Genomic DNA, 13,713 nt, shown 5'->3' with positions numbered 1-13,713 from the left:
TTTATATAATGTTATAGTTTTTTTTGTCATGAAAAAAAATACAATTTTTTTTTATATTATATTTTTAATCATAATAGTTGGGACATGTTTTTTTTTAAAAACAATTTTTTTCTCTACATCAGAGAAAAAGGCGATAAAAGAATTGAATTATGCTCAACAATATCTTTCTAAAGGAGAAATAGATAAAGCATTAAATAGAAAAAATATTAAAATCAATTATTTAGGATTTTCAGGTATTGTTTCTAAATTTCCTTTTTCCAAAGCAGGAAATATATCTAAATTTTATGCAGGAATTTGCTATTATAAATTGGGTGATTACAAAGAATCCATAAAAATAATGAAAAGTTTTTCCGCAAAAGATGAAATTTTATCTTCTATGAAATACGGAATTATAGGAGACGCTTTCATTCAAATAAAAAATAAAAAAGAAGCTCTAAAAAATTACATCATTGCAGCAAATATAAGAGAAAATGAAATAACGACTCCTCTTTATTATTACAAAGCAGCATTATTAAATTTTTATATGAAAAAGTATAAAGATTCTAAATTTTTTTTTAAAAAAATAGAAAGAAAATATCCTTTTTTTTTGTATAAAAAAAGTGTTGAAAAATATCTTATGTTTATTGAAAATAAGTTATAAATTATTATGTTTATGAAGGCAGGTTTTGTTTATTCATTAAATAAAAAAAAAGTTAAAAACGCTAATTTAAAGTTAGCGATTATTGTTTCTTTATGGAACATAGAAATTACAAATAGATTATATAAAGGTGCTTACGATACTTTAATTAAATTAGGAGTATTAAAAGAAAAAATTAAAACTTGGGAAGTTCCTGGAAGTTATGAATTAATTTATTCTTCTAAAAAAATAGCCCATTGTTGCAATTTTGATTCAATTATTGCAATAGGATCCCTCATACAAGGGGAAACTCCTCATTTTGAATATTTATGTCAAGCTATTTCGAATGGAATTAAAGATATTAATATCATGTATGATGTTCCTGTTATATTTTGTGTTCTTTCTGATATAAATCAACAACAATCTTTTGATCGATCAGGCGGAAAAAATGGAAATAAAGGGATAGAATGTGCTAAAACAGCTATACATATGTCTTTATTTAAAAAATCTATAAAAATAAAATGAAAAATATTATTCAATTTTTGCCTGAAAAAGTGATTCAACAAATAGCTGCAGGAGAGGTCATACATCGTCCTTCTTCTATTTTAAGAGAACTTTTAGAAAATGCAATAGATGCAAACGCAAAAATGATTGACATTTTTATAAATGATTCAGGAACAACATTGATTCAATTAATAGATGATGGAATAGGAATGAGTATTGATGATGCTAAAATGAGCATTCAAAGATATACTACTTCTAAAATTCAAAAATATGATGATATTTTCAGAATTAAAACAAAAGGATTTAGAGGAGAAGCTTTAGCTTCTATAGCTCTTATTTCTCAATTAGAAATACAAACTAAAAATGAAAAAGATGCAGTTGGAATTCATCTTATTGTAGAAGAAGGAAAAATAAAAAAACAAATTCCTATAAATATGCTGAAAGGAACAAGAATTTCAGTAAAAAATATTTTTTTTAAACTTCCTGCCAGAAGAAAATTCTTAAAATCTTATAGAATAGAATTTAAACATATTATTTATGAATTTTATAAAATTGTTTTAGCACACAGAAATATAACATATCGATTTTATCATAATGATAAAATTATTTTTCATTTAAAAAAAACTTCTTTAATAGAAAGGATTAAAGAAATTTTTAGAAATAAAAGAAAAAATTTAGTACCTATTTTTGTAAGTAAAAATAGAATTCTTGTAGAAGGATTTGTTAGTGTTCCAGATATTTCTATAAAAAAAGGAGATCAATTCTTATTGATCAATCAACGTTGTGTTACACATTTACTTATACATAAAAAAATTATTCATGCTTATGATGGTTTTTTAAGAGATTTGAAAACAGTATCTTATTTTATTTTTATTTTTGTAGATTCCAATTTAGTAAATTGGAATCTACATCCAGCAAAAAAAGAAGTAAAATTAGAAGAAGAAGAGACTATTGGTGAAATGATTCAACAAGAAATCAAAAATATTTTATTTTATCAATATAAAGTAAAAAATAATGAGTTGAAAAACTATGATATTTTTTTATCTTGTCAATCATTCAAAAAAGATTATTTATTTTGTGATAAATTTTCTGATCAAGAAAAAATTATACAACTAGAAAATTGGTTTCATAAAATAAATGAATCTAATTTTGATACATTCAATAACGATTTCCAATTTATAAAAGAATTATCTCATTATGTTTCTCATAAAGAAAAAATAAAAACTATTCAGATGAATAGAAAATACATAATTTTTGTATTAAATAATGAATATATGATATTGGTGGATCAACATAAAGCACATCAAAACATATTATTTGAATTTTTTTTTCTCAAAAAAAATTTGATAAGTCAACAATTTATTTTTCCTATAAAAGTAAAACTTTTGAAAAAAGAATTTATTTCTTTGAATAATATAAAAAATGATTTGATAAATTTTGGATTTCATTTATATATTTGTAAAAAATCAGCTTATTTGTATTCCGTTCCTGAAAATATACAACAAAATATGTTGGTTGAAATCATTCAAAATATTATAACATATAATTTTATTCAAGGAAAAAAAAATAATAAAGAAAGACTTATTCAAATTATATCCAAATCCGCATCTATAAAATACGGAACAAAATTATATCCTGAAAAAATGGAGTATATAATTAAAAATTTATTTTCTTGTCATAATCCAAATTATACATATTCAGGAGATCCCATATTTTTTGTTTTAAGCAAAAACCTTTTTTAAAAAATGAATTTTTATACAAATTTCAATTCAGATGCTGTCAAACATTTAATTAGTATCAATATACTTGTGTACACAGCTGCTTTTGTTTTTTCACAATATAAAATAGAGAGTCTTCTTTCTTTATATCATCCTTTAGATGAAAGATTTGAATTCTATCAAATTTTGACTCATATGTTCGTACACTCTAAACGACTTTTTTTGCATATAATCTTTAATATGTTAGCTTTATTTATGTTTGGAGGACAGATAGAAACTCTATTAGGAGTCAAAAAATTTATAATTATATATTTTTTATCGGGAATTTTAGCCGCATTATTTCAAATCATTTTTAATACTGGTATTTTATATTATTTTGTTCAAACTTTAGATTTTTCACAAGCCAAAAAAATGTTAGATGATTTAAATGAAGAACAAAAAATAAATCTTTATACTTCTATGTATTCTCCTATGATGGGAGCTTCTGGAGCCGTAAGTGGAATTGTAGGAGCTTTTGCTAAATTTTTTCCTGAACATAAAATTTTTATTCTTCCTTTTCCTTTTCCAATAGCAGTTAGAAAAGCTCTTATAATTTTTATTTTTGGAAGTTTAGCCTCGGCTATTTTTAATTTTGCACCTGGAGTCGCTCATTTCGCTCATATTGGAGGAATTTTATCAGGTTATTTTATAGGAAGTTTTTTTATAAAAAATGAAAGAAATATTTTTTATTGAATTTTTTCATTCTTAAATAAGAGATAGATTAAATATACAAATGAAAATAAAAAAAATAAAGATAAATAAGAATGTTGATTATTTATTGTTTTCATCATGCGATCCCAACGAAATTTCCAACTAAATATATTTAAAGGATTTTTTCGATCCCAATCAATACTCATCCATATGAATATAGGTTTCCCTACTATATGATCTTCTGGAACAAAACCCCAATATCGAGAATCTGATGAATTATGTCTATTATCTCCCATCATAAAATAATAATTATTTTTTACTTTATAATATTTTTTTAAAATTATATCTAATTTGTTAACTTTTTCATAAGTAAAAATTTCATTATAAATATGAGAATTAAATTTTATAAATTCTCCTTTTTTAGGAATGTGTAATGGACCAAAAAAATCTCTATTCCAATCAGAGTGATTAGGAAATATACTTTTTTCTTTAAAATGAATAGGAAGAATATACTTTTTTATAAAAACTATGTTATTAAATAAATTTTGTATTTGAGTTACTTTTTTTTCATTTAACATAATTTGATAAAAATATTCATCATTTTTTTCTTCAATACATTCAATATCTTCAATATCCATTTTATTTTTAAGATATTCTATATTCAAAGGAATATCTTTTGTTTTAATAAAATAAGCTTGTTGTTTTTCTGAAGAATATTTTTCTTTATGATGATTCACAAATAAAACACCTTTTTTAATCAAAATTATATCTCCAGGTAATCCTACACAACGTTTAATATAATGATCTTTTCGATCTATTATTTTATGATTATAATCCTTAGGATAATTAAAAACGACAATATCATTTCTTTTCACAGATTGTATAGAAGGAAAACGAAAGTAAGGACATTGAAAAATAGAAATATAAGATTTTATATTTCCAATAATATTATTATGTGTAAAAGGAATAGAAATAGGAGACATAGGCATTCGCAATCCATAATGAATTTTACTGACTAATATAAAATCTCCTACTAATAAAGTTTTTTCCATTGAAGAAGTAGGGATTACAAAAGGTTGAACTATGTAAGTATGAATTATAAAAGAAAAAATAACAGCTAATAAAATTCCTATATTATTTTCTTTTTTTTTTATATTTTCAATTTTTAATAATTGTATATTTTTGAAAAAATTTACATAATAAATGTATAATCCTGCAGATAATAAAAACAAAACAACATTTATATTTGTTTTTTTTAAAAAAGTGAAAATTAAATCCCTCCACAAAATAAAAATTAAAATTATACTAGTTAATGGAATAAATAGTAGAAAAATCCACCATATGGATCTTTTATAAATTTTTAAAAGAATAAAAATATTATATATAGGAATAAAAATTTTCCAAGATTTTACACCCAATTTTTTATAAAATTTCCATGTTCCTAAAACATGAATAACATGTGCAAAAAATAAAAAAATACCACTAAAAATAAAATATTGGTACATAAATAAAATTATATTCCTAAAACTTCTTTCATAGAAAAAATACCTTTTTTATTTTGAATCCATTCTGCTGCAATAATAGCACCTAAAGCAAATCCTTTTCTGCCATGAGCCTGATGTTGTATTTTAATATCCTCTATTTTAGATTCATATTTTACTATATGTATTCCGGGAACATTATTTAATCTTTTTGATAAAATCAAAATTTGATTGTTTGTCTTTTTTTGATCCAAAATCCATGTTTTTTTCATTTTATTGTGAACTATATCTTTTGCTAAAGAAAGTGCGGTTCCACTAGGTTTATCTATTTTTTCTTTGTGATGAATTTCCTCTATTATAACTTCATAATCTTTAGAATATAAATGTAATAGTTTTGACAATTTTTTATTAATTTCAAAAAAAATGTTCATTCCAATACTAAAATTGGACGAATACAAAAAAGATCCATTTTTTTCTTTACATATTTTTTTAATAGTTTCAAATCTTTCCATCCATCCCGTAGTTCCACTGACTACAGGAACGTCATTTTCTATACAAACTTTTACATTATCGAAAGCAGAATGAGGTTGACTAAATTCTATTGCTACATCTGAATTTGAATTTTTCAATATTTGTAAAGAAGGAGTTCCATCATAACATAATGAAATTTTATGATTTCTAATTTTAGCTATTTTTTCTATAGCTTTTCCCATTTTTCCATATCCTATTATTGCTATATTCATATTATTTAATTTGAATGAAATTCATAAATTCATAATACAAACAAAGATAACTTATATTTTTTTTGATGAAATATCAATAAATTATATATTTTTGAATAGATAAAATTTTCATTTGAATGTCATGCCCACGTGGTGAAAATGGTAGACACGCCACTTTGAGGGAGTGGTATCCGATTAGGATGTGCTGGTTCAAATCCAGTCGTGGGTACAAATAAATTCATTTATATGAGAATACGAAATAAATCTGGATTTTTATTTAAATATTGAAAATGAACTTTATGTTTTTTCATTCTTCCCAGCAATCCAGAAAATTCGTTTTTATTTGCTAATTCTATTCCTATTATTGCTGGCCCTTCTTCTTTAGAAGTCTTTTTTGAATATTCAAAATAAGCGATATCATCTTTTGGCCCTAAAATATTGTTAACAAATTCTTTTAAAGCGCCTGCTCTTTGTGGAAATTTAACAATGAAATAGTGTTTTTTTTCTTCATATAAAAGAGATCTTTCTCTAATTTCTTCCATTCTAGTAATATCATTGTTTCCTCCACTTAAAATACATACAATAGTTTTTCCTTTTATTTCATTAGAATAAAAATCTAAAGCTGCTATTGAAAGAGCTCCAGCAGGCTCTGCTACAATCGCTTCTAAATTGTATAAATCCAAAATAGTTGTGCAAACTTTTCCCTCTGGAACAGTGATAATATCAAATAATGTTTGATTACATATATTAAAATTTAATTCTCCCACTTTTTTTACTGAAGCTCCATCAATGAATCTATCTATTGTTTTTAATTCAACAATTTTTCCTTTTTTTAAAGAATAACTCATAGATGGAGCCCCTTTAGGTTCTACTCCTATAATTTTAGTTTCATAACTAAATTCTTTAAAATGACTACTGACTCCAGAAGCTAATCCTCCTCCTCCAATAGGAATAAAAACATAATCTATATCTAAAATAGATTGTTGTAAAATTTCTAAACCAACAGTAGCTTGTCCTTCAATGATTTTAATATCATCAAAAGGATGAATAAAAATTTTTTCATTTTTTTTACAATCTTTCATAGCTACATCACTAACTGCATCAAAGGTATCTCCTATAAGAACAATTTCAATATACTCTTTTCCAAACATTTTTACTCTTTCTACCTTTTGTTTAGGAGTTGTGCTAGGCATATAGATTTTTCCTGGTATTTTTAATATATTACAAGAATAAGCAACACCTTGTGCATGATTTCCTGCACTTGCGCAAACAATACCCTTTCTCAACTCTGCATGAGATAAACTTTTTATTTTATTATAAGCTCCTCTAATTTTATATGAACGTATAATTTGTAAATCTTCTCTTTTTAGTAAAACATTAGCTTTATATTTTTCTGATAAAATAAAATTTTTTTGTAATGGAGTTTCATCAATGATATCTTTTAATATATTTTTTGCTTTAATTATTTCTTTGTAAGAAGGAAAATATCCTTTAATCTTATTATTCATTATTTTAAAAATAAAATGAGTAAATTAAATGTTGTTAATTCTGATCTTTTTTTTCTGGTCTCAGATTACGAATTATGGATCCTACTTCCCACAATTCACTTTTTCTAAGATCTTTCAATTCTTTTTGTAATTTTTCTCTATAATTTATGTCACCATTAGCTTTAATAATTCTTTTTGCTTCATTTCCAAATGAAACTTCATGATATAACTCTTGAAATATTGGAAGTGTTGCATTTCTAAATTTTTTCCACCAATCTAAAGCTCCTCTTTGTGCAGTAGTAGAACAATTGGCATACATCCAATCCATTCCTTTTTCCGATACTAATGGCATCAAACTTTGAGTTAATTCTTCTACCGTTTCGTTGAAAGATTCTGAAGGAGAATGTCCATTTTCTCTTAAAATTTGATATTGTGCAGCAAAAATTCCTTGTATTGCTCCCATCAAAGTTCCTCTTTCTCCTACTAAATCAGAATATACTTCATTTTTAAAATTTGTTTCAAATAAATATCCAGATCCTATTCCGATTCCAATTGATAAAGTTTTTTCTAAACTGTTTCCACTATAATCTTGATAAACAGCATAACTAGAATTAATCCCTTTCCCTTTTTGAAAAAGTCTTCTTAGACTGGTCCCCGATCCTTTAGGTGCTACTAAAAAAATATCTATGTTTTTAGAAGGATAGATTTTTGTCTGATTACAAAAAGTTAATCCAAATCCATGAGAAAAATATAAGGACTTACCTTCAGTTAAATATTTATTAAGAGTAGGCCAAAAAGATATTTGTCCTGCATCTGATAACAAATACATGAGTATAGTTCCTCTTTCAGAAGCTTCTTCTAAAGAAAACAGATTTTCTCCTTCTATCCATCCGTCTTTTAAAGCTTTTTCCCAAGAAAAAGAATGTTTTCTTTGACCAACTATCACTTGAAATCCATTATCTCTTAAATTAAGAGATTGTCCAGGCCCTTGTATTCCATAACCTAAAACAGAAATAGTTTCTTTTTTTAAAATTTCTTTAGCTTTCCATAATGGAAATTCATCTCTTGTAATGATTGTTTCTTCTATAGATCCAAATTTAATTTTCATAGTATTGATTTAATTAAAATTTAATATGTTGCTAGTGGTAAATCTATTTTTTTCCATGAATTTTTTTCTTTTAGATTATAATAGTAAACATGAATAATTCCAATTAATTTTTCAATTAATTTTGTTATTTTAAACAATTGTTCTTCTTTACATTCTAAATCAACAATATATTGAACATTATTGATTGTTTCATTCTCATTATGATTGGATACATTAATATGATTAGTTTTTAGATTTCTTCGATTTAATATAATAAGAATTCTACTTAATAATCTTGTTTCTTTTTCTCCTTCTCCTAAAATTATTATTCTGAATTGATGCTTCATAATGTAATATTTGTTTTTATATATTTTTTTATTTTAAACGAATTTCATCTACAGCTGCTCCTGCAGGAATCATAGGAAAAACATTGTCTTCTTTTTCTATTACAATTTCTAATAAAAAAGCTTTTTCATGATTTAACGCTTTTTTTACTGATTCTTTTAATTCTTCTCTTTTTTTTACTTTTTTTGCTTCTATGTTATAAGCATTCGCTAATTTTATGAAATCTGGATTAACTAATTCTGTACACGAATAACGTTTATTAAAAAAAAGCTGTTGCCACTGACGCACCATTCCCAAAAAATTGTTATTTAATAATATAATTTTTACGGAAATATTATTTTGTAATATAGTGCCCATTTCTTGTATTGTCATTTGAATTCCTCCATCTCCTACAACACAAATAACTTGTCTATTTTTAGATCCTAATTGAGCCCCGATAGAAGCAGGTAAAGCAAAACCCATTGTACCTAATCCTCCAGAAGTAATTTGACTTTTTTTACAGGTAAAATTAAAATATCTTGAAGCTATCATTTGATGTTGTCCTACATCAGTTACAAGAATGGCGTTTTTTTGTTTATATTGATTTATCCATTTAATTACTTCTCCCATGGTCATCCCTTCTTTTTTTGGATTCAGATCTCCTTGTATAACTACGCTTTTCTCTTTTTTTTTAAGATGAAAAAATTTATCTATCCATTTTTGATGAACGGACTTATTTTTGTGAACATAATAAACCAATTTTCTTAGAGAAATTTTACAATCTCCCAATATGGGAATATAACACAAAATATTTTTGTTGATCTCGGAAGAATCTATTTCCAAATGAATGATTTTAGCTTGTTTAGCATATCTTTTGATATCTCCAGTTACACGATCGTCAAATCGCATCCCTACCGCAATGATAATATCACATTGGTTAGTTAAAATATTGGGGGCATAATTCCCATGCATACCTAACAGACCTACATATAAACGATGATTACTATACAAAGCTCCTAATCCCAATAGAGTACTCGCTACTGGTATTCCAGTTTTTTCAACAAATTCTTTAAATTCTTTTTCTGCTTCAGCTAAAATCACTCCTTGCCCTACAAGAATTAAAGGCCTTTCAGCTGAATTGATTAAATTTGCAGCTTCTATTATTATTTTTTCTTTTATACAAGGATATGGACTAAAATTTTTTATATACTTACAACGTGTATAATGAAATACAGATTTTTGAATCTGAGCATCTTTAGTTATGTCTATCAATACAGGTCCTGGTCTTCCTTTTTTGGCAATGAAAAATCCTTTTTGAATTGATTCACAAATATCTTTAGCTTTTAAAACTTGAACATTCCATTTAGTTACAGGAATCGAAATATCTATAATATTTGTTTCTTGAAAAGCATCAGTTCCTAATAAATGAGAAGATACTTGTCCAGTAATGCAAACAATAGGAGTACTATCTATCAAAGCATCTGCTAATCCAGTAATTAAATTAGTAGCTCCTGGACCTGAAGTCGTAAAACATACGCCAATTTTTCCAGTAGCTCTAGCGTATCCTTGTGCCGCATGAATAGATCCTTGTTCGTGACGCATAAGAATATGCGAAATAGAACTTAAGTAATTGTGTAAAGAATCATATATAGGCATAATAGCCCCACCTGGATATCCAAATATGTATTCTACCTTTTCATGTAATAGAGTTTTGATTACTATTTCTGAACCAGAAAATAACTTTTTTTCCATATTACAAAACTAAAATTGATCTGTAATGCATCCTTCAGATGCTGAAGAGACCATTTTTGCATACTTGTATAGATAACCTTTTCTAACTTTTAATGAAGGAGGAGTCCATGATTTTCTCCTTTTTTGTATTTCTTGATCCTCCACTTCAAGAGTGATGGTATTATTTTCTGTATCTATTTTAATAAAATCATCATTTTTGACTAAAGCAATTAAGCCTCCAGATTGTGCTTCTGGAGTGATATGTCCTACAACAAAACCATGTGATCCTCCTGAAAATCTACCATCTGTAATAAGAGCTACTTTTTTTCCTAGTCCAGATCCCATAATGTAAGATGTTGGTTTTAACATTTCTGGCATTCCTGGACCTCCTACTGGACCTACATATCGAATTACAATGACGACTCCAGGTAAAATTTTATTATTCAAAATAGCTTGATTAGCTTCTTCTTCCGAATTAAAAACATTAGCTTTTCCCCTAAAAATGGTTCCTTCTTTTCCTGTTATTTTAGCTATGGCACCTTTTGGGGATAAATTTCCATATAAAATTCTAATATGTCCGTTTTTTTTAATAGGATTCTCTAAGGGATGAATAATTTTTTGATTAAAAGTTATATTGGGTATATTTTTCATATTTTCAGATAATGTTTCTCCCGTAACGGTTAAACAATTTCCTGATAATATTCCTTCATTTAATAAATATTTTATAATAATCGGCATTCCTCCTATATACATATGTATATCTTCCATTAAAAAAGTTCCACTAGGTTTAAGGTTTCCAATAAGAGGAATTTGATTGCTAATTTTTTGAAAATCTTTTAAAGAAAAATCAATATTTGCTGATTTAGCAATAGCTAAAAAATGTAAAACTAAATTAGTAGACCCCCCCAAACACATAGCTAATTTCACTCCATTTTCTATAGAAGTTTTTGTTACTATATCTTTTGGTTTGATTCCTTTTTTTAAAAGATTTTTAATATACTTAGAAACTTTTTCACACTCCATTTTTTTATTTTCACTAGTTGAAGGAGAAGAAGAAGAATAAGGGAGCATCATTCCCATAGCTTCTAAAGCCGAAGCCATAGTATTTGCTGTATACATACCTCCACAAGCCCCAGGTCCAGGACAAGAATTTTTTACTATATTTTTATATTCATATTCAGTAATTTGACAAGTATTTTTTTTTCCTAAAGCTTCAAAAGAAGAAACAATATCCAATTTTCTTCCATTATAATAACCAGAAGAAATACTTCCTCCATATACAATTATAGATGGTCTATTTAATCTTAACAAAGCGATCATAACTCCTGGTATATTTTTATCACATCCAGGAATAGCTATTACTCCATCATAATAATGAGAACTTACTACAGTTTCTATACTATCTGCAATTAATTCTCTAGAAGGGAGTGAATATCTCATTCCTAATGTTCCCATGGTAATTCCATCACTTACTCCAATAGTAGTAAATTGAAATCCTATTAAATTTTTAGTTATAACCGATAATTTTATCTTTTTAGCTAATTTATCTAAATGCATGTTGCAAGGGTTTCCTTCATACCAATTACTGACTATTCCTATTTGAGCTTTACAAAAATCTGATTCTTTCATTCCTGTTGCATACAACATAGCATGTGCTGCTGGTAAATTAGGTTCTTTTGTAATTTTTTTGCTAAAATCGTTAATTCTTCTTTTCATGAAATATTTGAATAAATCAAAAAGGCCTACTAATCTATCAAGTAGGGATAAAAAAAAATAACACCGAACTTGAATAGTATTATGAAAATAAACTATACAAATTTTGAATTATATAATGTGCAAAAATATGAAAAAAATAGATTATATAAAAGTGGTTTTTAAGTATTTATTTTTATAATATTATTATTTTTTGATATATTAATGAATATATTGCAAACTTTGCAATAAGAAATTACTTGTACAACGTATTTTTTATTTTTTATCAAAAAAAATATGTTTTTTTAAAAAAAATATAAAACAAAATTTTATATTTATAAAATATGTTCAATTTTCAAAAAAAATATAAAATGTAAAATTACAGAAATAACACCTGATCCTATTAATTCTTTTCCAAGATACCAAACTGCAAATTGTCCTTCTGTTATAGCACATTGAAGACGATCAAATTCAATAAACATTCCTTTTTTTATTTTATATAATTTTGATTTTTGTAATGTTTGTCGATAACGAATTCTACAAAATACATCCATTTTTTCTCCTTCAAAAAGAGTAAGATCTTCCCGTATCCAATGAATATTTGTTTCTTGAATAAACAAAGATTTTCTATATAAACCTGGATGTTTTTTTCCCATTCCTGTGTAAACAATATTTTCTTTAACATCAGTATCTATCACAAATAAAGGTTCTTTATAACCACCTAGTGCTATTCCTTTTCGTTGACCTTTAGTAAAATAGGGGGCTCCTTTATGGTATCCAATTATTTTTCCATCTGATTTTTTGTATTTTTTTTTTCTAGATGAAAAAAATAATTCTTCTTCTTTAGATTTAGAAAAAAAGATTTTTTTTTCTTTATATATTGAGTCATCAGAATGAATGGATATGATTTTTCCCTTTTTTGGAATTATTCTTTTTTTAAGAAAATTGTATAAATTAATTTTTCCTACAAAACATAAACCTTGAGATTCTTTTTTATGAGCATTCCATAATTTATTAATTTCTGCTATTTTTCTAACTTGATTTTTAGTTAGTAACCCTAACGGAAATAGGGATTTTTTCAATTGAAATTGCGTTAATTGACATAGAAAATATGATTGATCTTTATTTATGTCTTTTCCAATTAAAAGACGATAAATTGTTTTTTTATTTTTTCTAATTTTTTCTTTATTTACATAATGTCCTGTAGCAATAAAATCTGCTCCTAAATCAAGAGCTTTTCTTAAAAAAATGTTAAATTTTATTTCTCTGTTACACAAAATATCTGGATTAGGAGTTTTTCCTAATTTATACTCGTTAAACATATAGTTTATAACATGTTTTTTGTATTCATTTTTCATATCTACAATTTGAAAAGGTATATTTAGTTGCTTAGCAACTAACATAGCATCAATACTATCTTCTTTCCAAGTACATTTATCAGAATTTTCCTCTTCCCAATTATGCATAAATAAACCAATTACTTCATAACCATTTTTTTTAAGAATTAATGCGGCAACACTTGAATCTACTCCACCTGAAAGTCCAACTACTACTTTTTGCATATTGATCTTTATATTAAAATAAAAATGAAATAAATAGTGCAGTAAAAATAATTACTGAAGGCTTCTATATTAGATAAAATGAAAAATTTCAAACTTTTT

General features: G+C 25.5%; 12 protein-coding genes and 1 tRNA gene. 5 read left to right on the top strand and 8 right to left on the bottom strand.

Translation table 11 applies throughout. The features are described from left to right. The first annotated feature begins 28 nt into the window (after window positions 1-28). From BGIGA_RS00465 to BGIGA_RS00450, 4 genes are read left to right on the top strand one after another with little or no spacing between them, the layout of a single operon-like run. Window positions 29-640 carry a tol-pal system YbgF family protein gene (locus BGIGA_RS00465; protein ID WP_014726419.1) on the top strand — a complete coding sequence of 204 codons (612 nt, stop codon included), beginning with the start codon at window positions 29-31 and terminating at the stop codon, window positions 638-640. 12 nt (window positions 641-652) lie between these two features. After that, window positions 653-1,141 carry a 6,7-dimethyl-8-ribityllumazine synthase gene (gene ribH, locus BGIGA_RS00460; RefSeq protein WP_041178332.1) on the top strand — a complete coding sequence of 163 codons (489 nt, stop codon included), beginning with the start codon at window positions 653-655 and terminating at the stop codon, window positions 1,139-1,141. After that, a complete protein-coding gene (mutL, locus tag BGIGA_RS00455; protein ID WP_014726417.1) occupies window positions 1,138-2,862 on the top strand; it encodes a DNA mismatch repair endonuclease MutL in 1,725 nt (574 codons plus the stop codon). Before ribH ends, mutL begins: the two co-directional genes overlap by 4 nt. 3 nt (window positions 2,863-2,865) lie before the next feature. Further along, window positions 2,866-3,570, top strand: a complete 705-nt coding sequence (locus BGIGA_RS00450; protein WP_014726416.1) for a rhomboid family intramembrane serine protease — start codon at window positions 2,866-2,868, stop codon at window positions 3,568-3,570. Here the strand turns inward: BGIGA_RS00450 and lepB are convergent. Further along, a complete protein-coding gene (lepB, locus tag BGIGA_RS00445) occupies window positions 3,564-5,033 on the bottom strand; it encodes a signal peptidase I (RefSeq protein ID WP_014726415.1) in 1,470 nt (489 codons plus the stop codon). The two genes, BGIGA_RS00450 and lepB, sit on opposite strands and share 7 nt — an antisense overlap. 8 nt (window positions 5,034-5,041) lie before the next feature. Then, window positions 5,042-5,752, bottom strand: a complete 711-nt coding sequence (dapB, locus tag BGIGA_RS00440) for a 4-hydroxy-tetrahydrodipicolinate reductase (RefSeq protein ID WP_014726414.1) — start codon at window positions 5,750-5,752, stop codon at window positions 5,042-5,044. 123 nt (window positions 5,753-5,875) lie between these two features. On the opposite strand from dapB, the gene BGIGA_RS00435 reads away from it, so the two are divergent. After that, a tRNA-Leu gene (locus BGIGA_RS00435) sits at window positions 5,876-5,960 on the top strand. Between the two features lie 13 nt (window positions 5,961-5,973). Here the strand turns inward: BGIGA_RS00435 and ilvA are convergent. The 6 genes from ilvA to mnmA all read right to left on the bottom strand — a co-directional run bounded on the left by ilvA (window position 5,974) and on the right by mnmA (window position 13,614). After that, window positions 5,974-7,239 (bottom strand): threonine ammonia-lyase, encoded by a 1,266-nt coding sequence (gene ilvA / locus BGIGA_RS00430; RefSeq protein WP_014726413.1) that lies wholly within the window; start codon window positions 7,237-7,239, stop codon window positions 5,974-5,976. A 34-nt stretch (window positions 7,240-7,273) separates the two neighbouring features. Then, the gene (gene ilvC, locus BGIGA_RS00425) at window positions 7,274-8,326 is read right to left on the bottom strand and encodes a ketol-acid reductoisomerase (RefSeq protein ID WP_014726412.1); all 1,053 of its coding nucleotides are present in this window, start codon (window positions 8,324-8,326) and stop codon (window positions 7,274-7,276) included. A gap of 20 nt (window positions 8,327-8,346) precedes the next feature. Then, entirely contained in the window at window positions 8,347-8,652 is a 306-nt protein-coding gene (locus BGIGA_RS00420) for an acetolactate synthase (RefSeq protein WP_014726411.1), read from the bottom strand. 28 nt (window positions 8,653-8,680) lie between these two features. After that, the gene (ilvB, locus tag BGIGA_RS00415; RefSeq protein WP_014726410.1) at window positions 8,681-10,381 is read right to left on the bottom strand and encodes a biosynthetic-type acetolactate synthase large subunit; all 1,701 of its coding nucleotides are present in this window, start codon (window positions 10,379-10,381) and stop codon (window positions 8,681-8,683) included. A 9-nt stretch (window positions 10,382-10,390) separates the two neighbouring features. After that, window positions 10,391-12,076 (bottom strand): dihydroxy-acid dehydratase, encoded by a 1,686-nt coding sequence (gene ilvD / locus BGIGA_RS00410; RefSeq protein ID WP_014726409.1) that lies wholly within the window; start codon window positions 12,074-12,076, stop codon window positions 10,391-10,393. Between the two features lie 311 nt (window positions 12,077-12,387). After that, window positions 12,388-13,614: a tRNA 2-thiouridine(34) synthase MnmA gene (mnmA, locus tag BGIGA_RS00405; protein ID WP_014726408.1), complete on the bottom strand. Its 1,227-nt coding sequence runs from the start codon at window positions 13,612-13,614 to the stop codon at window positions 12,388-12,390. Window positions 13,615-13,713 lie beyond the last annotated feature (99 nt).

Origin of the sequence: Blattabacterium sp. (Blaberus giganteus) (assembly GCF_000262715.1) — a bacterium.
GTDB lineage: Bacteria > Bacteroidota > Bacteroidia > Flavobacteriales > Blattabacteriaceae > Blattabacterium.
The sequence above is the reverse complement of the archived record's forward strand: the minus strand, read 5'-3'. Positions and strand labels throughout refer to the sequence as shown.